Below are 21,508 nucleotides of genomic sequence, written 5' to 3'. Positions count from 1 at the left end.
TCGATGGCACGCTTCTTTATCGATCGCCCGATCCTAGCCTGGGTCTTTGCGATCTTCATCTCCCTCGCCGGTCTGATCGCGCTGCCATTCCTGCCGGTTGCGCAATATCCGAAGGTCGCGCCGCCGCAGCTCAGCATCACTACCAGCTATCCCGGCGCATCGCCGCAGGACATTTATCAGGGCGTCACTCGCCAGATCGAAGAAGAGCTGAATGGGGTCGAGCACCTTTCCTATTTCGAGTCGACCTCCGATACATCGGGTGCGATGACCATCACCGCGACCTTTGCGGCCGGAACCGATATCGACCAGGCCTCGGTCGACGTTCAGAACGCCATCCGCCGCGTCGAACCGCGACTGCCGCAATCCGTCAAGGATCAGGGCATCACGGTCGAGGAGGCATCGTCAGGCTTCTTGATGTTCATCTCGCTGACCTCGACGGATGGGAAGACCGACGAGGTGGCACTCGGCGACTATCTCAACCGAAACGTCATCGGCGAGCTGCGCCGTCTCGAGGGCGTCGGCCGTGCCCAGCTGTTTGCGTCGCAGCGGGCGATGCGCATCTGGATCGATCCCGACAAGATGGTCGGCCTGAACCTGACAGCATCCGACATCAGCGCGGCAATCTCGGCGCAGAACGCCCAGGTCGCAGCTGGCCAGATCGGCGCAGCGCCCAATCCGATCTCGCAGGACCTGACGGCGACGGTGCTGGTGAAGGGGCAACTGACCGACATCAAGGAGTTCGGAGACATCGTGCTGCGCGCCAATGCCGACGGATCGAACGTCAGGCTTCGCGACGTCGCGCGCATCGAAGAGGGCAGCGAGAGCTACAGCTTCTCCACCCGCTTGAACGGGCAGCCGAGCGCCGCCATTGCCATCCAGCTGTCGTCGACGGGCAATGCCGTCAACACCTCCAACCTGGTCAAGGCGAAGATGGAGGAGCTGTCGCGCTTCTTCCCTGACGGCGTCGAATATTCCGTTCCCTATGATACCAGCCCGTTCGTCTCGGCATCGATCGAGAAGGTGGCGCATACACTCGCAGAAGCCGTCGCGCTCGTCTTCGTCGTCATGCTCATCTTCCTGCAGAGCTTCCGCTACACCATCATTCCAACGCTCGTCGTGCCCGTCGCGCTGCTCGGGACGCTTGCTGTCATGTTTGCCGCAGGCTTCTCGATCAACGTGCTGACGATGTTCGCGATGGTGCTTGCCATCGGCATTCTCGTCGACGACGCCATCGTGGTGGTGGAAAACGTCGAGCGGCTGATGGCGGTGGAAGGGCTGTCACCGAAGGAAGCGACCAAGAAGGCGATGCGGCAGATCACCGGCGCGATCCTCGGGATTCCGTTGGTTCTCTCCTGCGTCTTCGTGCCAATGGCGTTCTTCCCAGGCTCCACAGGCATCATCTACCGTCAGTTCAGTCTGACCAAGGTCGTATCCATCCTGTTTTCGGCCTTCCTGGCGCTGTCGCTGCCCCCGGCGCTTTGCGCCACTTTCCTGAAGCCGATCAAGGGTCATCACGAAAAGAAGGGCATCGCCGGCTGGTTCAACCGCAACTTCGACCGACTGACCGGCCGTTATGCCCGCACCGTCGAGGGACTGGCCAAGCGCTCCTGGCGGGTCATGGCCGTCTATGTCGCGCTGCTCATCGGCCTTGGCTATCTTTTCGTCAACCTGCCGAGCAGCTTCGTGCCGGATGAGGATCAGGGCTTCCTGATCGTCGACGTGCAGGGACCGCCGGAGGCGAGCCGCAACCGCACGGTGGCCTCGCTTGAAAGCATCGAAGCGATCTTCAAGAAGGAACCGGCCGTTGCCAACGTCGTTGCGATCCAGGGCTTCAGCTTCTCGGGGCAGGGACCGAACGCCGCCCTGGTGTTCGTCACGCTCAAGGACTGGGCCGAACGCGGCGCCGGCAATTCGGTACAGGAGATCTCCAACCGCACCAACATGCAGCTATTTGGACTGAAGGACGCCACATCCTTCGCTTTGTCACCGCCGCCGATCGAAGGGTTCGGCACGACCAACGGCTTCACCTTCCGCCTTCAGGATCGCGGGGCGAAAGGCCAGGCGGCACTGACCGAGGCGGCGGGAATGCTGATCGGCAAGGCATCGCAGAACCCCATCATATCAGGCATCCGACCGGAAGGCATGCCGGACTCGGCCCAACTCGTGCTCGTCATCGACCGCGAAAAGGCAAATACCTTCGGCGTCGCCTTCGCCGACATCAACAGCACGATCACCGCCAATCTCGGTTCGAGCTATGTCAACGACTTCCCGAATTCGGGCCGCATGCAGCGCGTCATCGTGCAGGCGCAGGACAAGAGCAGGCTTCAGGCGGAAGACCTGATGAAGCTCAATGTCCGCAATGCGAGCGGCGGCATGGTGCCGCTATCGTCCTTCGCCGTCGCCGAATGGCAGAAGGGACCGGCGCAGATCGTCGGTTATAACGGCTACCCTTCCGTGCGTATCTCTGGCGCTCCGGCGCCTGGATATTCGTCGGGCGCGGCAATTGTCGAAATGGAGCGGCTGGCCTCGGAACTTCCCGACGGTTTCGGCTTCGAATGGACCGGCCAGTCGCTGGAGGAGCTGAGATCGGGATCGCAGGCGCCGTTCCTGTTCGGCCTCAGCATCCTTTTCGTCTTCCTGCTGCTGTCGGGGCTTTACGAGAGTTGGTCCATCCCGTTGTCGGTCATGCTGGTCGTGCCGCTCGGCGTCATCGGCTGCGTGCTCGCGGTGATGAGCCGCGACATGTCCAACGACATCTACTTCAAGGTCGGCCTGATCGCGATCATCGGACTGTCGGCAAAGAACGCCATCCTGATCGTCGAATTCGCCAAGGACGGCTTTGCCGAGGGCAAATCGCTTATGGATGCCGCGATCGAAGGCGCCCGTCTGCGCTTCCGGCCGATCATCATGACCTCGCTCGCCTTCACTTTGGGCGTGGTGCCTCTGGCGATCGCCACCGGCCCAAGTGCGGCGAGCCAGAATGCCATCGGCACGGGCGTGCTCGGCGGCATGATCTCGGCGACGGTGCTGGCGATCTTCTTCGTTCCCGTCTTCTTCGTCTTCGTGCTGCGTCTCTTGAGGACGAAGCGGCCGGAGACTGTGAATGAGGCGGCCTCGGCCGGGCAGGAGCCGGCAACCGTCACGTCGCCGATCTGAGGTGAAGAGTTGGCGGGTTGCCTTGCGCAACCCGCCGCACCTTTGCGCCGGTCCGATTTCAGGAATTATGCAGTCGGCTTCGGCGTGATCGTCACGTCGGCGCCATAGGCATCGCGCAGTTCGCCTTCCTGTCCCGGCTGCCGGTCGGCGGCCTGATGCAGCAGGATCGACTCGTATCCTTGCGAGCGCGTCCCCTCGATCAGGGTGATATCGGCGTTTCCGGGATTGTCGGAGCGCTCGAACCACTCGACAGGGCGGTGCAGGAAATTCATCTCGACCGCCCGGTTGGTGACGCCATGGCCGACGATCACGACGTTGTGGTCGCTATTTTCGGCGTCGTGCATGACTGTCTGCAGGAACAGACGCACCCGCTGGGCCACATCCGCGCGGCTTTCGCCATCTGGCGGCCGTGCGTAGAACTTGCCGCTGTTACTGCGCAGCCTCGCCCATTTTTCGAACTCCTCGGGAAACTTCTGCTTCTGTTCGGCGTGGTCGTAGATTTCGGTGAAGAGACCGAAATCCTGCTCGCGCAACAGATAATCCTCCCTGATATCGCAGACGAAGCTTTCCGGCAGGGCTTCGAGCAGCGCATCCTTGCTCTGCCGCGTCCTGAGAAAAGGCGAGTACCAGATATGCAGCTTGCCGAAACCCGCGTTCGGTAATGCCTTGAGATAGGACGCGATCACGCCGCCTGCCTCGAGAGCCTGCCGATGGCCCCATCGCGTCAGCGGCACGTTGTGATCGCCGAATTGGCGGTAAGCCTGTTCGTTGATGTTGCCGAGGGATTCGCCATGGCGAACGAGAAAAAGACGCATCAGCCGTCCCGCATTGTCGGATATGAATCGCCGTCATCATGAACGCCCTGAATGCGCAGGGCAACATGGCCGGCAGGCCTGGCGGCGACGGGCGTTCTGCCAGCGCGGCGACAGGCATTCTGCCAGCGCGGCGACAGGCATTCTGCCAGCGCGGGATGATCGGGTTTGCAGCGCTTTTCCACACCTTGTCATCTTCCTGAAACACGAGTCTGATTTTGGAAGGCTAGATGAAAGATGGGACATGAGCGGCAGCTCGTGAAAGACATGATGGAACCCAGACATTTCCGCACGCTCTTCATTTCCGATGTCCATCTCGGCTCGAAGGCCGCGAAGGCCGACTTCCTCTTGGATTTCTTGCGTCACCACGAGGCCGATACGATCGTCCTCGTCGGCGACATCGTCGACGGCTGGCGCCTGAAGCGCAGCTGGTACTGGCCGCAGGTTTGCAACGACGTCGTCCAGAAGCTGTTGCGCAAGGCGCGCAAGGGCACGCGCGTCGTCTATATTCCCGGCAATCACGATGAATTCCTGCGCGCCTTCCCGGGCATGCATTTCGGTGGCATCGAGGTCGTCGAGCGCATGATGCATGACGGCGCCGACGGCAAGAAATACCTGATCCTGCACGGCGACGAGTTCGACGTCGTGGTCCGCAACGCCCGGCTGCTCGCCTATCTCGGCGACTGGGCCTATGACACGGCGATCCGCATCAACATCATCCTGGCGGCAGTGCGCCGCCGGCTCGGCATGCCCTACTGGTCGTTCTCGGCCTGGGCGAAGCTGCAGGTCAAGCATGCCGTCAACTTCATCGGCGAATTCGAGCGCGTCGTGGCCGAGGAAGCCCGCAAACATGGCGCCGACGGCGTGATCTGCGGACATATCCATCATGCCGTGATCCAGGACATGGACGGCATCCGCTACATCAACACCGGCGATTGGGTGGAAAGCTGCACGGCAGTCGCCGAACACGAGGACGGCACGTTCGAACTGATTACCTGGCGGTCTCTCGCCAGCAGCGTGCCGGCGCTTGTAGCCATCGAAATGCATGACGAGGGTGAATTGGCCCCGCAGGCCGCCTGATTTTTCCGCCCGGGCTTTACAGCGCCGCGTGTCTTTTCGGACGCGCAAACGACGCTGTAGCATTTTGAAATTTTGCAGTAGGAATTTAGCCGTTACCGCAAGGCGACAGGCCCTATTTATTTTCTAAAACGTTTCAGAACGGCTATTTCTCGCGATAGTCGCTTCCAGGGTGGTGTGTTAGGACAACGACGAGTTTCCTTCAGGTCCACCATGATTCCCGCTCAAAATTCCCCGACGGGTGAGGGAGCGCCGCCGCGCTTCCGGCTGCTCAGCGCGCTTTCCTATTGCGCGCCGCTGCTCGTCAACGGCATCGTCCTGCCATTCTTCCCCGTCTGGCTTGCGGGCCACAGCTTCAGCGACCACGAAATCGGTGTCATCCTGGCCGTTCCGATGGTGGTGCGCGTGCTGGTGGCGCCTGTTGTCGCCATGATCGCCGACCGGATGAAGGAGCGAGCCGACGTGCTGCTCTGGTCAGGCGGCCTGTCGCTGCTGACGGCGGTAGCACTCTACTGGACGACGACTTTCTGGCCTGTCTTCATCGTCTTTACGCTGCAAGGCGCCACCTTCGCGCCCTATGTGCCGGTCGTCGAATCGATCGTCATATCGGGCGTGCGCCGCTGGGGGCTCGATTACGGATCGATGCGGGTCTGGGGCTCGATTGCTTTCATCGTTTCGACGCTGGTTGGCGGCGAACTCATCAACCAGTGGGGTGGGGGGATGGTGCTGCCGATTATGATGTTCGGCTTTATCATGACCGTGGTCATGGCGATCTTCTGCCCGCGCATCGGGCCGACGCGGCGGCGAGGCCAGCCGATCGATCTTCCGGCCGCCACCGGCAGCGGCCTGCGGGAGCCGCATCTGCTGCTGCTCTTGATCGGCGTCGCCATCCAGCAATCGAGCCATGCGGTGCTCAACGCCTTCTCCTCGATCTACTGGCATCACCTCGGTTTTTCCGGTACCGAGGTCGGCCTGCTCTGGAGCGCCGGCGTCGCTTCGGAAGTGACGGTGTTCTTTCTGTCGAAGCGCCTCAGCCGGCGCTTCAATGCCTGGACGCTGATCCGCTTCGGCTGCGCCATCAGCGTCTGCCGCTGGATCCTGTTTCCGATGAATACGGGATTTGCCGGTTTCTTCCTGCTGCCATGTTTCCACGGCTTCACCTACGCCTTCGTGCATACGGGCGTGCAGCGGCGGATCGTGGCGACGGTGCAGGAGACGCAGGAATCCTCGGCGCAGGGCGCCTATTTCTTCTATGTCGGCATGGCGATGGCGCTGATGACCCTGGCGTCGGGTTATCTCTATGCCTGGCTCGGCGTCGTCAGCTATTACGTCATGGCCGTAGTGGCGTTCGCCGGCCTCGGCCTTGTCATCTCAGCCTATTACCTTCAGCCCCAGAGGGTAGTTTCGGGCGGAAAGACCAGGGAAGCGGCGTAACGCAGGCCGGGTTCGCGGTCGCGGGCAAGTAATAGCGGACCATCGAGATCGACGAAATCGGCATTCTGGGCGAGCAGAATGGCGGGCGCCATGGCAAGCGAGGTGCCAACCATGCAGCCGATCATGATGCTGAATCCAAGCCGTTCGGCCTCGGCCTTCATCGACAGCGCCTCCGTCAGGCCGCCCGTCTTGTCGAGCTTGATGTTGATCGCGTCGTAGCGGTCGGCAAGGCTTGCGAGATCGCCGGTGTGGTGGACGCTCTCGTCGGCGCAGACGAGGAGCGGGCGGCGGATTTCGGCGAGCAGCGCGTCGCGGCCGGCCGGCAGCGGTTGCTCGACGAGGGCCACACCCGCCTCGGCGGCGATGTGGAGATGATGTTCCAGCACCGCTTCCGGCCAGCCTTCATTGGCGTCCAGAATGATAGCGGCATTGGGTGCGGCAGCGCGGACGGCGCGGATGCGGCTTTCATCGTCGCCGGTGCCGACCTTGACCTTGAGCAGGGCGCGGCCGGCATGCTCGCGCGCCTGGGCTGCCATCACCTCCGGCTCACCGAGCGAGATGGTGTAGGCGGTGGTGAGCGGCTGAGGAGCGGAAAGGCCGAGGCGGTCGGCGACGCTGTCTCCCGTCCGCTTCGCCTCGAGATCCCAGAGGGCGCAATCGACGGCGTTGCGGGCCGCGCCCGGCGGCATGGCCGACAGCAGGTCGCGGCGCGAAATGCCGGCCTCGATCAGCGGTCGCGCGGCCTCGATCTGGGCGAAAACGCTCTCCATGGTCTCGCCATAACGGCGATAGGGCACGCATTCGCCAAGCCCCCGGGCACCCTCTTCGACAAGCGTGCAGGTGATGACCTCGGCTTCGGTCTTTGCCCCGCGCGAGATGGTGAAGGTCCCGGCAATCGGAAAGGAATTCATCTGGATATCGAGGGTGCGCGGCATTATTGCTCTCCTGCAAGCATGGAAATTGCACGGTGCTTCTGTATATTGACGCGCCGGACGGAGGATCTGCTTCGCGATTCGGCAATGTCGCTGTAAGCCTTGAAAGACACAAGTATCTTGAACGCCGAGAATCGCAACGCCGCCTCCCTTGATGTGGACGACCAGGCTGATGGCTCGGGACAGCGTGTGCGTCTTCAGGGCAATTGGCGCAGCGCCTACATTCATCTGGTGCTACGCGATTTCGAAAAGCTCCTGCAGAAGAAGACTGGCGACCTGACGGTAGACCTCTCGGAGATTTCGGAGATTGACACCGCCGGCATCTGGCTGCTGTGCCGGCTAAAGAAACAAGAAGAGGCGGGCGGGAGGGCGGTTCGCTTCGAAGGCACCAACTCGCATATCGACGAAATGCTGGAGATGTTTTCCGAGGAGCCGGCTAAGGTCGAGCCGGAGCAGGTGGAGAAAGTCTCGCTTGCCACGCGCATCTTCGCGCCGATCGGCAAAATGACCTATGAGGTCTGGGACAATTTCGCCGCTGCCATGTATATCCTCGGCTCGGCGGTGCGCGGCGCGCAGATGAAGTTCGGCCGCGGCAGCGGCGTTTCGCCGGCCTCCATCGTCAACCAGATCGACCATATGGGGGTTCGCGCCGTTCCGATCATTCTGTTGATGTCGTTTCTGATCGGGGCGATTATCGCCCAGCAGGGCGCCTTCCAGCTGCGTTACTTCGGCGCGGAGGTTTTCGTCGTCGATCTCGTCGGCATCCTGCAATTGCGCGAAATCGGCGTGCTTCTGACGTCGATCATGATCGCCGGCCGTTCGGGCAGCGCCATCACCGCCGAAATCGGTTCGATGAAGATGCGCGAGGAGATCGACGCGCTGAAGGTGATGGGGCTGAACCCGATCGGCGTGCTGATCTTCCCGCGGCTGGTGGCGTTGACGATTGCGCTGCCGCTTTTGACGGTGCTGGCGAATTTCGCTTCGCTGGGCGGGGCTGCCGCTGTCGCCTGGGGTTATTCCGGCATCACCTTCGCCAACTTCCTGTCGCGCCTGCACGAGGCGGTGACACTCTCGACTGTGCTCTCAGGCATGATCAAGGCGCCGTTCATGGCACTCGTTATCGGCATCGTCGCCGCCGTCGAGGGGCTGAAGGTTGGCGGCAGCGCGGAATCGCTCGGCCAGCATGTGACGGCCGCGGTGGTCAAGGCGATTTTCGTCGTCATCCTGATGGACGGACTTTTTGCGATGTTCTATGCAGCGATCGACTTTTAGCATGGCGGACCGCGTGGACGAGAAACCGATCGATACGGAAGACAAGGACGAAAGGGACATCGTGCTGTCGGCGCGCGACGTCACCGTCGGCTTCGGCTCCAAGGTCGTGCTCGACAATCTCAACCTCAATATCTACCGCGGCGAGATCCTCGGTTTCGTCGGCGCGTCTGGCACCGGCAAATCGGTGTTGATGCGCACGGTGCTCAGGCTGCTGCCGCGCCGCTCCGGCACGATCAAGATCCTCGGCCAGGATTTCGACGAGCTCGACGAGCCGCAGCGCAACGCGCTCGACATGCGGCTCGGCGTGCTGTTCCAGCAGGGAGCACTGTTCTCGTCGCTGACGGTCAAGGAGAACATCCAGGTGCCGATGCGCGAATATCTCGACCTGCCGCGCTCGCTGATGGACGAACTGGCGCATCTGAAGATCCGCATGGTCGGGCTTGCGGCTGATGCCGCCGACAAATACCCGTCCGAACTGTCAGGCGGCATGATCAAGCGTGCCGCCCTTGCCCGCGCGCTGGCGCTCGATCCGGAACTCGTCTTCCTGGACGAACCGACTTCGGGTCTCGACCCGATCGGCGCGGCCGAATTCGACGAACTGATCGCCAACCTGCGCGATAGTCTGGGACTGACCGTGTATATGGTCACGCACGACCTCGACAGCCTGTTTTCGGTCTGCGACCGTATTGCCGTGCTCGGAAAGAAGCGGGTAATGGTGGAAGGCACGATCGACGATATGCTGGCCTATGACGATCCGTGGGTGCAGGCCTATTTCAAGGGTAAGCGGGCGCGGTCGATCGTGCCGCAGGACGATGGCGCGCGGCACGGCAGCAGCGGGAAGTGACCGGATAAGATGGAAACCAAAGCCAATTACACGATTGTCGGTTTTTTCACGGTGCTGGTGATCGCGGCTGCCTTCGGCTTCGTCTACTGGATGGCTGAATATGGCCGCGGCGGCCCGATGACGGAGTTGATCGTTCGTATTCCGGGCTCGGCCAACGGCCTCAGCGTCGGCTCGCCCGTGCGCTTCAACGGCATCCAGATCGGCTCGGTGCAGACGCTGTCGATCGATGCCGACGATCCGCAATATTCGCTGGCCTTCACCCAGGTCCGTACCGATGCGCCGATTTACCCCTCCACCAAGGCGGCCCTTGAAATCCAGGGTTTGACCGGGGCTGCCTATATCGAACTCTCGGGCGGCCGCAAGGGCGAGGAAAGCATACTCCAGCATGCGATCGACAATAACAAACGCGCCGTCATCGTCGCCGACCAGTCGAGCGTCACCAATCTTCTGGCGACGGCCGACAAGATCCTCGATCGGGCCAACGACGCCGTCGGCGAACTTCAGGGTTTCATCGAAGATTCGCGCGGGCCGCTGACCGAGACTTTCAAGAATGCCGAGACGTTCTCGGATGCGCTTGCCAAGAATTCCGGCAATATCGACGCCTTCCTGCAGAGTGTGGGTGAGCTCTCCAATACGGTGAAGGCCGTGTCCGGCCGCGTCGATTCGACGCTTCAGGCCGTCGAATCGCTGGTCAAGGCGGTCGATGCGCAGAAGATCGACAACATCGTCTCCAATGCCGAGAAGATCACCGCCAATGTCGCCGATGCCTCAGGCGACCTCAAAGGGGCGATCCAGAAGTTCGACCAGACGGCCACCACCTTCAACGATTTCGGCAAGCAGGCGCAGGCGACGCTCGATCGCGTCGATACGCTCGTTGCCCAGATCGATCCGGCGAAGGTGAAGGGCTCTGTCGACGACATCGCGCAGGCAACCAAGGATGCGCGTACCGCCGTCGCCTCGATCCGTGATGTCGCCAACACCGTTTCGCTGCGCCAGAAGGACATCGACCAGACGATCCAGGACGTCTCTCAGCTTGCCAACAAGCTGAATTCGGCGTCGACCCGAATCGACGGCATTCTCATCAAGGTCGATGCGCTGCTCGGAACCGACAATACACAATCACTGTTTGCCGAGGCGCGCAATACGCTGGAATCCTTCAAGAAGGTGGCCGACAACCTGAATTCGCGGATCGGGCCGATCGCCGACAATCTGCAGAAATTCTCGAGCGGTGGCTTGCGCGACGTGCAGACTCTCATCAATGACATGCGCGGAACCGTGAGCAATCTGAACGATACGATCAGCAACTTCGACCGCAATCCGCAACGCCTGATCTTCGGCGGGGACACGGTCAAGCAATATGACGGCCGGACGCGGCGTTAAACTTGGGAAGTCAGGGGTAGCCTAATATGGTCGCATCGCATCTGTTGTCGCGCCGTTCTTGGATCAGGGGAACGGTGATCGCGCTGCCGCTGACGGCGCTGATCCTTTCCGGGTGCGGCACCGCGGCCAAGAACGATACTTATGATCTTTCCGCCGCCGTCGACGGCAGCGGACCCGCGGCCAAATCCCGCCAGATCCTGATCGCCAGCCCGACGGCGCTAAGGTCGCTCGACAGCGAGCAGATCGTCATCCGTGTTTCGCCGTCGGAAATCCAGTATCTCTCAAAGGCGCAGTGGGGCGACAAGCTGCCGCGCATAGTGCAGTCGAAGCTGGTGGAAGCCTTTGAGAACTCCGGCAAGCTCGGCGGCGTCGGCATGCCGGGGCAGGGGCTGGCGATCGACTACCAGGTCGTCACCGATATCCGCTCCTTCGAAATCGATGCTTCGAACGGCAATCAGGCGGTGGTCGAAATTTCCGCCAAGATCCTCAACGACCGCAACGGCTCGGTGCGCGCCCAGAAGGTGTTCCGCGCCATGGCGCCGGCCGGCGGTGACAATGAAGGCTTCGTCAAGGGCCTCGACCGCGCCTTCTCCACGGTTGCCTCCGAGATCGTCTCGTGGACGCTACCCTTGATCTGACCGGCGTTTGCACGACGGCGCCTCGATCCGCGCCTTGCTTCGACGATCGACTGCACCGTCAAAGCCCTCGGCTCGGAGAGCGCCGGCATTTCAGTCTCGAATACATCAGGCATTCCTTCGGAATTCATCCTGGCTATCAGAGGCGAAGGATTCGAAACGAATTGCAGGGTGATCGCGCAAGACCGGCAGCATCTGGAAGTGGCTTTCAGGTAACCTGTCGACGGGTCTCCGCTCATCGACTACTTCGTCGGCTGCGAATCCGTCATCGTCGCTCCCGGCTGGCTGCCCGGTGTGGTGGAGGCAGTGGCGCTTGATGATGGCGACAGGGTGCTGTCCAGCAGACTTGCCATCTTGTCGTCGCGTATGCTCGCGGTTTTTTCGCCCATGACGACGCCGACCACGCGGCGGCCATCCTTCAGGGCCGAGGTCACGACGTTGTAGCCCGATGCATCGGTGTAGCCTGTCTTGATGCCGTCGACACCATCATAGCGATACATGAGGTTGTTGTGGCCGCGCAGCTTCATGCCGCGGAATTGGAAGCCGCGCATGGAGAAGAGCTTGAACTCCTCGGGGAAGTCCCGCATCAGCGAAACGCCGAGCGTCGCCATGTCCCGCGCCGTGGTGACCTGCTCCGGATCGGGAAGGCCCGACGGGTTCTTGAAGACCGTATCCTTCATGCCGAGCTGGCGCGCCTTGTCGGTCATCGCCTTGGCGAAGGCCTGTTCGGTGCCGCCAAGCTGTTCGGCAATCGCCACAGCCGCGTCATTGGCGGAGAGCACGACGATTCCTTCGACGGCTTCGCGCAACGTCACCTTGCGGCCAACGCCGACGGCGAGCTTGAAGGGCTCCTTGCTCTCGGCATTTTCCGACATGGTGAGCTTCTGGTCCCAGTTGAGGCGTCCGTCATGCAGGGCCTCGAAGGCGAGATAGAGCGTCATCATTTTGGTCAGCGACGCCGGATAGTTCAGATCGTCCTGGTTGGAACCTTCGAGGACCTGGCCGGACTGCACATCCACGACGAAACTTGCCTGGCCTGCCTGAACCAGAGTGAAAGCGCCCATCAGGAAAAAGGAAGAGAGCGCGGTGGCAAGGAGTCTGGCTGTCGTCTTGGTCATCAATGTTGCTGTCTCTGTCGTTTGGATGGCGGAGTGAGCCGTCCTGTTTGAATATGAGCGGATCAGAAAAGTTTGTGACGGAATGAAGGACAGCGGGCAATAAAAAAGGATCTTCCACAGCTGATTCCTTTTGTCTCACCCTCTTCGGTTTTGACAATGATGCGTACGGCACGTAGAAAATGCACCATGAGCATGAAGCGCGCGCCCTTCTCCCGTCATATCAGCACCTGCCCGCGGGTTGCGATCGTGCGCGCTTTTGGCGGACGAGGTCTTCGCGTCCTGCTGTGACGTCGGGGCGCTAGGCGTCCGGCGCGCTGCTGGACGTAAAGCCCCTCACCACGTCAATCAAGGTTGCCAGGGAGACAGGCACCGTGCTCAATATTTATCATGTCAATTCGCTCGTCCATTGGGAGGAGCGCGAGATCCATTTGCGCGATCATATGATCGGCTTCTTCTCGCAAGAGGTCCGCAATTTTCTCGGATCCGTCAATCCCGCCTGGGATGTCAGGAGGGTCGAGGCCCCGGCGCTGATGCCGCGGTCGCTGGTTTCAAGCGCCTATTCGAGCGCCGATATCTGGATCCAGGAACAGCTCTCCACCAGCGATACCGCGCTGGTGCTGAGACCGGAGACCACGCCGTCGACCTACATCTATATGCAGCATATTCTCAAGAATCACTCGAAGACACGGCTGCCGCTCTGCGTCTGGCAGGCCGGCAGATCCTATCGCCGCGAGCAGGAACAGCCGGCCAAACACATGCGGCTGAAGGAATTCTGGCAGCTCGAATTCCAATGCGCCTTCACGGCCGACAGCGGCAACGACTATCACGCCGCCTGCCTCGAGCCGGTCCGCCGGATGATCGCATCGCTGATCCATCTTCCGACGCGGATCGTACCCTCCGACCGGTTGCCGGCCTATTCTGAGGTGACTGTCGATGTCGAGGTCGACAATGGCGACAAGTGGATGGAGGTCTGCTCGATCTCCCGACGCACGGACTTTCCGCAGCGCTTCCAGTCGCAGCCCAAAAAGGGAGCGTCGGTCGACCATGACGTGCTGGTGCTTGAGATCGCCATCGGTCTCGATCGGTGCCTCTACAACTGGAACATAGCGGCCGATCGATGAGATATCGGAAGCCGGGGCTGCCAAGCAGTCCCGGTTCTCCTGCAGCCCGAAAATTTATGAAAAGGCTATCTCGGCGGCGGGACGGATTTCTACCGTCGCCTTGCCCGCATCGAAACCATCGAGTGTTTCGTTGTGATGGGCAATGATCTCGGAAAAGGTCAAGGTCGCCGTGTCGCCGGTCGTGTGACCATCGGCAATCAACGTCACGTCATATCCCAGCGACACGGCACGCCTGACTGTCGTGTCGACGCAGAATTGCGACATGCATCCACCGATGACGAGGTGGGTGACCGATCGTTCGTCCAGGCGTTCGGCAAGGTCGGTCTCGAAGAAGGAGTCGGCGCTCTTCTTGCGCACAACGACCTCGGCCTGCCTCGTCGCGCAGCGCCCAACCCGGCGTGCCGAGAGCCAATCGATGGCCGCTGTCGCCGTCATGCTGAACGAGTACGATCGGCGCGCCCGTCTGCCGAGCTTTTTCCTGTAGTGCTGCCAGCCGCGCGATGGTCTCATCGAGTGCAGCATCAATATGAGGTTGTCGCTCCGGCGAGGCTTTGCCGCTGAGGATCGCATTCTGCACGTCGATGATCAGAAGGGCCTTCGTCATTTTGGGAGAGGCTTCCGTGGCTGGACGGTAAAGGGATAACGCTCGCCTTACAGAGCGAAAGCCGCCTGACACGTGTTCAAGCGGCTTTCCAATCGTGGGTGCCAAGCCAGGCTCAGCCGAGCCTGCCTGCGGCGTGGGCGAGCATGGTGTAGACCTTGCCCGTATCCGAGGTGAGGTAGGACTGCGTCACCGTGCGGTTCGGGTCGGTGCGGGCGACGTCGGCGAGCAGCTTTTCGAAATCGCCAATATAGCGGTCGACGGCGGTGCGGAATTCCGGTTCGCGGTCATATTTGCGCTTGATCTCGTCGAAGGTCTGCTGGCCCTTCAGCGTGTAGAGGCGGCGGGTGAAGACGTCGCGCTCGCCGCGCTGATAACGGCGCCAGAGATCGACCGAGGCGTCGTGATCGATGGCGCGGGCGATATCGACCGAGAGCGAGTTCAGCGATTCGACGACGTGGCGCGGATTGCGGCTGTCATTGCTGCGCGCGGCCGGCGCGGCAGTTTCCGCCGGGCGGGCAGGAACACGGGCGGCCGCGGCCTCGTCGGCGGCGTCCTCACGCGATGCGCCACGCAGGAGATCGCTGATCCAGCCGCCGCTTTCCGGTCGAGCCGGCTCTTGGCGGCCTGTTTCCGGGCGTCCTGTTTCCTGGCGAGCGGGGGCAGGCTGCGGCGCGGCGCGCTGGGGGGCGGCAGCAGACGCAGACGGTGCGATCGTTCCGCGCAGACCTGTCGCTTCGATCGGCGCCGGCGCTGCCGGCTGCGGCGGCTGGGCTGCGATCGGCGGGGCAGGACGCGGGGCCGGCTGCACCTGAGCGAGTGTACGGGCGACCGGCTCGGAGATCTCGAGCTGCTGGCTGGAGCGGCCGACGAGCTGGGAGATATCCTGCAGCGCCTTGATCTGCTCGGCGACGGCCCGGCGCATGGCCGAGGCGCTTTCCTTGGCTTCCTCGGGGAGATCGAAGGCGCCGCGCTTCAGTTCGGCGCGGGTGGCGTCGAGTTCGCTGCGGATGTCGGCGGCGGAGCGGCGGATATCCTCTGTGGCGCCGGAGAAGCGGCCGACGGCATCATCGATCGCTTCGCGTAGCGCTTCGCGCATGTGCTGGGCGGCGCCGTCGGAGGCGCGGCCGGCTTCGCCAAGCATGCGCTCGACTTCCGACAGCGAGGCCGTGAGACCGCCGCGAATGCGATTGGAGAGATCGCCGGAACGACGCTCGACATTGGCAAAGGTGCCGTCGATCGTCGTATTGGCCTCGTCGCCGGCGCGGGTGATTGCCTCGCGCATCGTTTCTGCCGCTTCCTGGGCGCGCTTCTCGGTTTCGGTAAGAATGCGGCCGATATCGGCGAAGGAGGATTGCACGCCCTGGCGCAAATTGCCGGTAACCTGGCTGGAGCGTTGCTCTGCCCGTTCGAACACGGTCTCGATCATGCTCCCGAGGCCTTGCATGGTCTTTTCGATCTCCGCGGAGCGCGAGACGAGGCCGACCGAGAGCGTCTGCAGAGCGCTCTCGCGCTCTTCGAGCGTCGAGGCGAGGTTGGACTGGGCGGCGCCGAGAAGCTGCGAGGCCTGGGTCAGAACCTTGGAGTGTTCGTCGAAGCGACCGATGATGCCGCCGACCTGCGCCAGCGTCTGGCCCGAAATGTCGGAGAGGCGGTCGACCTTGCCTTCGAGAAGCCTAGTCGAGGCGGAGACCATCTCAGCGGCCTTGGTGGCGGAGTCGGCAAAGCGCGTGGTGGTATCGCCGAGACGGCCGTCGACGCTGGCCAGCTGCTCGGCGGCGCGGTTCATCATCATCGCCATTGCCGCACTGCTTTCCGACATGCGCTCGACGAGGCCGTTGACGTTGCCAACCAGGCTGTTCTCGATGGCGCTGACGGCATTGGCGACATTCTCGGTGCGGGCTGCAACGGCGCTGGCGAGCGCTTCGTTTTCGGCGCGCAGACGGTCGGCGCTGAGGTTGGCCGCGGCGGTGATGCGGGCGGCGGCCTGCTCGCCGGCATCGGTGTACCGGTCGATGATCGGACGGGCCGTTTCGTCGAGGATGCGCGTCAATTCGACCGAACGGCCTGATAGCATCGAGTTGAGGTCGCGAGTACGCTCTTCAAGCGTCGAGCGGATCGAGTTGCCGCGTGCTTCGAGCGCCCGGTCGATGTCGGAGAACGTCGTATCGATCTCGCGGGCACGCTCTTCGAGGTTGGTGCGAATGGCGCTGCTGCGCGCTTCGAGCGCCCGGTCGACATCCGCCATGGTGGCGGAAATCTCGCTGCCGGCGCCCGACAGCGTCGAGCGGATGGCATTGCCGCGTGTCTCCAGAGACTGGCCGGCATCCGACAGCACCTTGGAGATGGCATTGACTTGCGTGCCGACGATGGTCTCGGCCTCGGCGACCTTGTTGACGATGGCGTTGCCGGCTTCCGAGAAAGTCTGGGCGACGGCAGCGGCCTGGCTTGCCAGCCGGTTCTGAGCTTCGGCGACGCGAGTGACGATCTGCGACGAGCGCTCATCCATGGTGCGGGTGAATTCGTCGCTTTTCACATTGAGATCCTCGGCGAATTGCTGGCCGGTCTTGCCAAGCAGTTCGGTGGTTCTCGTCGCTTCGCCTTCCATTCCCTGGGCCGCGTCGGCAACTGCGTTGCGCAGCGTCGACGCGAGACCAGCGGCCTTGCCTTCGATGGTGCGGTTGACTGCCTCGAGGCCGACGGTCAACGCACGGTCCATCGTAGAGAGGCGTTCCTCGATGCGTTCATTGCCGCGGTCGAGAGTTTCGGCCAGGCTCGCGGTGCGGCCATCGATGGCGCCGGTCAGGCTGGTGGTGCGGCTGTCCAGCGTCTCGGCCAGATTGGCGGTGCGGCTGTCGATCGCCTGAGTGAGGTTTGCGGCACTGCCTTCGAGCGTCGCCGAGATGCGCTGTGTGGCGTCGTTGCTGAGCGCGCCGAGACGGGAGACGCCGTCGGCAAGCACGCCGGACAGCTGGCCGCTGGCCGCTTCGACCTTTTCGGCAACGCCGCCGACGCCGTCGCGGATGCGAGTCTCGATCGCGGCAAGACCGGCTTCCACACGCGATCCGGTTTCTTCAAAACGGCCCGTCAGGCTTTCGACCGACCGGTCGAGATGGGTAGCCAAATCCTGGGTGGAGCTCGAAATCGCACTTGCCGCCTCCTGGAAGCGGCCGGCGATCTGGCCGGCGCCGGCATGCATGCGATCTTCCAATGTCTGGGCGCCGGCATCGATCGCCTGGCGGATCGCGGCCTCACGGTGCTCCAGCGACAATTCGAGCATGCCGACACTCGTCGCCACCGAAGTGCCGATGCTGGTCGCCTGTTCGGCCAGCGTATCGCTGATCAGCGCATGGGCCTGGTTCAGCGATAGGTCTATGGCGTTGGCGCGGTCTTCGAGCGTCGTGCGGATGCGCTCATGGGCAGAGGCAAGCCCGCCCTCGATGCGCGCCGCGGCCTCGTCGGCGAGGCCTCCGAGCCGCGTATGTGCATCGGTCAGGCGGCCTTCGATGCGGCCGGTCAAGCCGCCGACGAGATCCTCGAAGCGGGCGCCGCCGGCATCGAGAACGCCCGAGAGGGCGGCGCTATGCTCGGAAAGCGCATTTTCGAGCCGCTGCTGATTGTCGGTATAGGCGGTGCGGATCGCATCGGTCTTGTCGGAGAAGGCACCGGCGACTCGTGCCTCGGCACCGGAGACGGCCTCCATGATGGCGTTGCTGCGGGCTTCGAGCACGCTGTCGAAGCGGCTCTGGTTATCATCGAGCGAAATGGCGAGCGCCATGGTCTTTTCGTCGAGCGTATCGATGAGCCGATCATGGGTTGCCGTCACGGCGCCGATGATCGCGGCGGTACGGTGGCCCAAGGCTTCCTCGAGGCGGGCCTGGCCTTCGCTCAGCGAGGTGGCGAGGTCGGCGGCCTTCTGGTCGAGTACACCGTTCAGGCCAACATGCGTGCCGGAAACCGCATTGGTGATCGCATCGGCGCCTGTTGTCAGCGTCTCCTCGAGACGGCTCTGGCTCTCATTCAGCGAGATGGCAAGCGCCATCGCCCGATCGTCGAGCGTCTCGGACAGGCGGTCGTGGGTGGCAGAGACCGCATTCAGGAAGGATTCCGAGCGGCTCTCCAGCGTATCCTGCAGGCGGCTCTGGCCCTCGTTCAGGGAGGCGGCGATCGCCGTCGCCTTTTCGTCGAGCGTTTCCGAGAGACGGTCGTGCGTACCGGACACTGCCTTGAGGAAGGCTTCGGAGCGTGCTTCCAGCGTGTCTTCGATCCGCGACTGGCTCTCATTGAGCGAGATGGCGAGCGTCATCGCCTTCTCGTCCAGCGTCTCGGACAGACGGTCATGCGTGCCGGAGACCGCATTCAGCAGGGCCGCCGAGCGGGTTTCCAGCGTGTCTTCGATACGCGTCTGGGTTTCGTTGAGCGAGATGGCGAGTGCCATCGCCTTTTCGTCCAGCGTGTCGGAGAGGCGATCATGGGTGCCGGAGACGGCGTTCAGCAGGGCTGCGGAGCGGGTTTCGAGCGTATTCTCGATACGGGCATGGCCTTCGCTCAGCGAGGTGGCAAATGCTGCCGCCTTGCCGTCCAGCGTCTCGGAGAGGCGATCATGGGTGCCGGAGACGGCGTTCAGCAGGGCTGCGGAACGGGTTTCCAGCGTCTCCTCGATACGGGCCTGGCTCTCGTTCAAGGACATGGCGAGCGCCATCGCCTTTTCGTCGAGTGTCTCGGCAAGACGGTCGCGCGTGCCGGCTACGGTGTTCAGCAGTGCCTCGGCGCGCGTTCCGAGCGCATCCTCGATGCGGGCATGGCGCTCGTCGAGCGAGGTCGTAAGGGCCGCCGCCTTGCTGTCCAGCGTTTGCGACAGGCGATCATGCGTGCCGGACACGGCGTTAAGGAAGGCCTCGGAGCGGGTCTCGAGCGTATCCTCGATGCGGGCCTGGTTTTCGCTGAGCGAAATGGCGAGCGCCATCGCCTTCTCGTCGAGCGTCTCGGAGAGGCGGTCATGGGTGCCAGAGACGGCGTTCATCAGGGCAGCGGACCGAGTTTCGAGCGTGTCCTCGATGCGGGCCTGGCTTTCATTCAGGGAAATGGCAAGCGCCATCGCCTTTTCGTCAAGCGTCTCGGCAAGACGGTCATGGGTGCCGGAGACGGCATTGATGATAGCGTCGGAGCGGCTCGTCAGTGCTTCTTCGAAGCGGCCGTGATGGGTGGTCAATGCCTCCACAAGCGCGCCGCCGCGCTCTGCCATGACGTTGTCGATGCGACCGTGGGCCGTGCCGAGCGCCTCGCTGATTTCGGCCGCACGGGCGGTAAGCAGGCCGCTCAACTCCTCGGCGCGACCGCCGAAGGCAGTGGTCACCTGCTCGGTGCCAGCGGCAACGGCAGTCGTCAGATCGGTGGTGGTGGTGCGTAGCGTATCGCGGAATTCGGCCGAGCGTGTCTGAAGGTTGTTCTGCAGCTCGGAGGTGCCGGTCGCAAGCGCCAGCGCGATTTCCGAGGTGGCGCTTTGCAGCGCCGAGGTCAGCTCGCCGGTGCGGCTGGTGAGCGCGGTGGTGATTTCGTCCGCCCGGCTGCCGAGCGTGCTTTCCAGTACTTCGTGGCCGGTGGCGAGCGCAGTGGCGAGCGCCAGCGACTGGTCTGATATCGACGAACCGAGCCGGTCGATGCCGGAGCTCAAAATGCCGTCGATCGAATCCGAGCCGCCGGTCAGCGTCTCGTTGATACGGGCGAGGCTCTCCATCAGCTTGGTGTCGAGCGAGCCGGTGCGTTTGTCGAAGGCGCTGGTGAATTCGGAGACGCGTTCGTCGAAGGTGGTCGACAGCTGGGCGACGGTCGTCTGCAGCCGCTCCTCAAAGAAACCGGAGCGCACGTCGAGATCCATAACGGCGTCGTCGGCGGTGGTCTGCAGGCTCTGGCGGAAGCTTGCGCCCTTTTCGTCGAGCGCGCTGTTCAGCTTCGACAGCACGTCGTCGAGCGTGCCGCCGATGGTGCGTTCGCCTGACGTCAGGCTCTCATTGATCTCACGGGTGCGGGCTATCAGGATCTCGTTGAGCTGGTGCGTGCGCTCATTCAGCGCCGCATTCAGCTTTTCGGTGCTGCTGTCCATGGTCGAGGCGCGCGTCTCGAACTGGCTGAGCAGCCTTTCGCCATGATCGTTGAGATTGACGGAGAGGGCTTCGAGGCGGTTGTCGAATTCGGTGGCCAGCGCGAAACCCGAAGCGTTCAGGGTCTGCAGCAGGGTATCGGTCTTGGCTGCGAGCAGGCTGCCCATCGACTGCAGGGCGCTGTCCGATTTTTCCAGGATCGTCGCTGCGCGCGTATCGATCAACGAGGCGAAGGCTTCGCCCGATGTGGCAAGCCGCACCGCGATCTCTTCGGTCGCAAGCGACAGTTCTTCCTTCAACTGGTCGTGGACGCTGCCGATCGAGGTGCGGATACGGTCGGCATGGTTGACGATCGCCTCGCGCTCGGAGCCGAGTTCGTGGACGAGGCCGCGAACGCGCAACTCGTTGTCGGCATAAGAGCGTTCAAGCGCATTGACTTCGGAATGGACGAGCGTTTCCAGCTCGGAGGCACGCGCGATAGTGCGCTCAATGCCTTCATTCATGGCCGAGACCTCACGGCGCACGGCCTGGCCGACGGTCATGATGCGCTCGGAGGCGATGGTTTCCGGCTCTGCCAGACGCAACGCCACCTCTGCCATTGAGCGGGCGGCGTTGCGCATGTCCTGGGCACGGGAGATCATGATCGCGAAGGCATAGAACATCATCACGGGAATGATGATGCCGACGAGGCCGGCGATGACGCCGGGCAGGGCGACGAGATCGGCGAGCGAACGGATCTGCCAGATCTGCGGAGCATAAAGCAGCGACATCAGGCCGAGGCCGGCCATGACCCAAAGCACGGAAAACAGGGTGGCGGTGCGCACCGCCGAGCGGCTGGAGGCGCCGTCAAAGGATTTCAGGATCGAGGCGGGCGTATTGCGGCTGGCATCGTTGGCGGGCGCGAAAGCCGGACCCCTGGAAGCCTGCTCGCCGGCGGCACCGCGGCGGCTGCGGCGCTGCGCTTCTTCCTGGGCCTGCTGGTTACGCGCATTTACTGGGTCAGACACATTAGCCTCCGGGGCCTG

12 protein-coding genes and 2 pseudogenes are annotated in these 21,508 nt (G+C 62.8%); 9 read left to right on the top strand and 5 right to left on the bottom strand.

Annotation, left to right across the window (positions count from 1 at the left end; all coding sequences use genetic code 11):
* The first annotated feature begins 3 nt into the window (after nucleotides 1–3).
* Entirely contained in the window at nucleotides 4–3,156 is a 3,153-nt protein-coding gene (locus tag FY112_RS14665; protein ID WP_151518666.1) for an efflux RND transporter permease subunit, read from the top strand.
* Between the two features lie 65 nt (nucleotides 3,157–3,221).
* On the opposite strand, the gene FY112_RS14660 is transcribed toward FY112_RS14665, so the two are convergent.
* Nucleotides 3,222–3,971 (bottom strand): phosphoglycerate mutase family protein, encoded by a 750-nt coding sequence (locus FY112_RS14660; RefSeq protein WP_151518665.1) that lies wholly within the window; start codon nucleotides 3,969–3,971, stop codon nucleotides 3,222–3,224.
* A 234-nt stretch (nucleotides 3,972–4,205) separates the two neighbouring features.
* On the opposite strand from FY112_RS14660, the gene FY112_RS14650 reads away from it, so the two are divergent.
* Both FY112_RS14650 and FY112_RS14645 read left to right on the top strand, forming a co-directional pair.
* Complete coding sequence (locus FY112_RS14650; RefSeq protein ID WP_065280145.1) at nucleotides 4,206–5,048, top strand: UDP-2,3-diacylglucosamine diphosphatase; 843 nt, start codon at nucleotides 4,206–4,208, stop codon at nucleotides 5,046–5,048.
* Nucleotides 5,049–5,258: 210 nt separating this feature from the next.
* Nucleotides 5,259–6,479 (top strand): MFS transporter, encoded by a 1,221-nt coding sequence (locus tag FY112_RS14645; RefSeq protein ID WP_151518663.1) that lies wholly within the window; start codon nucleotides 5,259–5,261, stop codon nucleotides 6,477–6,479.
* Here FY112_RS14645 and dgcA read toward each other — a convergent pair.
* Nucleotides 6,431–7,414 carry an N-acetyl-D-Glu racemase DgcA gene (gene dgcA, locus FY112_RS14640; RefSeq protein WP_151518662.1) on the bottom strand — a complete coding sequence of 328 codons (984 nt, stop codon included), beginning with the start codon at nucleotides 7,412–7,414 and terminating at the stop codon, nucleotides 6,431–6,433. The two genes, FY112_RS14645 and dgcA, sit on opposite strands and share 49 nt — an antisense overlap.
* 99 nt (nucleotides 7,415–7,513) lie before the next feature.
* Between dgcA and FY112_RS14635 the strand changes: the two genes are divergently transcribed.
* The 5 genes and pseudogenes from FY112_RS14635 to FY112_RS14615 all read left to right on the top strand — a co-directional run.
* Nucleotides 7,514–8,683: an MlaE family lipid ABC transporter permease subunit gene (locus FY112_RS14635; protein WP_017960684.1), complete on the top strand. Its 1,170-nt coding sequence runs from the start codon at nucleotides 7,514–7,516 to the stop codon at nucleotides 8,681–8,683.
* A gap of 1 nt (nucleotide 8,684) precedes the next feature.
* Nucleotides 8,685–9,527 (top strand): ABC transporter ATP-binding protein, encoded by an 843-nt coding sequence (locus tag FY112_RS14630; protein ID WP_020050174.1) that lies wholly within the window; start codon nucleotides 8,685–8,687, stop codon nucleotides 9,525–9,527.
* Nucleotides 9,528–9,536: 9 nt separating this feature from the next.
* Nucleotides 9,537–10,907, top strand: a complete 1,371-nt coding sequence (locus FY112_RS14625) for an MlaD family protein (RefSeq protein WP_017960682.1) — start codon at nucleotides 9,537–9,539, stop codon at nucleotides 10,905–10,907.
* A gap of 26 nt (nucleotides 10,908–10,933) precedes the next feature.
* Nucleotides 10,934–11,545, top strand: coding sequence for an ABC-type transport auxiliary lipoprotein family protein (locus tag FY112_RS14620; protein ID WP_027667687.1), 612 nt, complete (start codon nucleotides 10,934–10,936; stop codon nucleotides 11,543–11,545).
* A gap of 39 nt (nucleotides 11,546–11,584) precedes the next feature.
* Nucleotides 11,585–11,758: pseudogene (locus tag FY112_RS14615) on the top strand (sensor domain-containing diguanylate cyclase); the annotation flags it as partial.
* Nucleotides 11,759–11,784: 26 nt separating this feature from the next.
* Here FY112_RS14615 and FY112_RS14610 read toward each other — a convergent pair.
* Complete coding sequence (locus FY112_RS14610; RefSeq protein ID WP_151518661.1) at nucleotides 11,785–12,660, bottom strand: D-alanyl-D-alanine carboxypeptidase family protein; 876 nt, start codon at nucleotides 12,658–12,660, stop codon at nucleotides 11,785–11,787.
* A gap of 371 nt (nucleotides 12,661–13,031) precedes the next feature.
* Here FY112_RS14610 and FY112_RS14605 point away from each other — a divergent pair, with 371 nt between their 5' ends.
* The gene (locus FY112_RS14605; RefSeq protein WP_151518660.1) at nucleotides 13,032–13,781 is read left to right on the top strand and encodes an aminoacyl--tRNA ligase-related protein; all 750 of its coding nucleotides are present in this window, start codon (nucleotides 13,032–13,034) and stop codon (nucleotides 13,779–13,781) included.
* A gap of 54 nt (nucleotides 13,782–13,835) precedes the next feature.
* Here the strand turns inward: FY112_RS14605 and FY112_RS14600 are convergent.
* Together FY112_RS14600 and FY112_RS14595 are read right to left on the bottom strand one after the other, a co-directional pair.
* Nucleotides 13,836–14,385, bottom strand: a pseudogene (locus FY112_RS14600) (cysteine hydrolase family protein).
* Between the two features lie 112 nt (nucleotides 14,386–14,497).
* Nucleotides 14,498–21,508: hypothetical protein (locus FY112_RS14595; RefSeq protein WP_151518659.1), on the bottom strand; the 7,011-nt coding region annotated here is incomplete at its 5' end.

The sequence above is a fragment of the Rhizobium sp. PEPV16 genome (genome assembly GCF_008919455.1).
Taxonomy (GTDB): Bacteria; Pseudomonadota; Alphaproteobacteria; order Rhizobiales; family Rhizobiaceae; genus Rhizobium; species Rhizobium leguminosarum_Q.
Note: the sequence above shows the minus strand (reverse complement) of the source record. Positions and strands in the feature narration are given on the sequence as shown.

Bases quoted from the DNA above. Each gene is read 5' to 3' on its own strand.
- FY112_RS14665 (WP_151518666.1), top strand. From the start codon at position 4: ATGGCACGCTTCTTTATCGATCGCCCGATCCTAGCCTGGGTCTTTGCG.
- FY112_RS14660 (WP_151518665.1), bottom strand. From the start codon at position 3,971: ATGCGTCTTTTTCTCGTTCGCCATGGCGAATCCCTCGGCAACATCAAC.
- FY112_RS14650 (WP_065280145.1), top strand. From the start codon at position 4,206: ATGGGACATGAGCGGCAGCTCGTGAAAGACATGATGGAACCCAGACAT.
- FY112_RS14645 (WP_151518663.1), top strand. From the start codon at position 5,259: ATGATTCCCGCTCAAAATTCCCCGACGGGTGAGGGAGCGCCGCCGCGC.
- dgcA (WP_151518662.1), bottom strand. From the start codon at position 7,414: ATGCCGCGCACCCTCGATATCCAGATGAATTCCTTTCCGATTGCCGGG.
- FY112_RS14630 (WP_020050174.1), top strand. From the start codon at position 8,685: ATGGCGGACCGCGTGGACGAGAAACCGATCGATACGGAAGACAAGGAC.
- FY112_RS14625 (WP_017960682.1), top strand. From the start codon at position 9,537: ATGGAAACCAAAGCCAATTACACGATTGTCGGTTTTTTCACGGTGCTG.
- FY112_RS14620 (WP_027667687.1), top strand. From the start codon at position 10,934: ATGGTCGCATCGCATCTGTTGTCGCGCCGTTCTTGGATCAGGGGAACG.
- FY112_RS14610 (WP_151518661.1), bottom strand. From the start codon at position 12,660: ATGACCAAGACGACAGCCAGACTCCTTGCCACCGCGCTCTCTTCCTTT.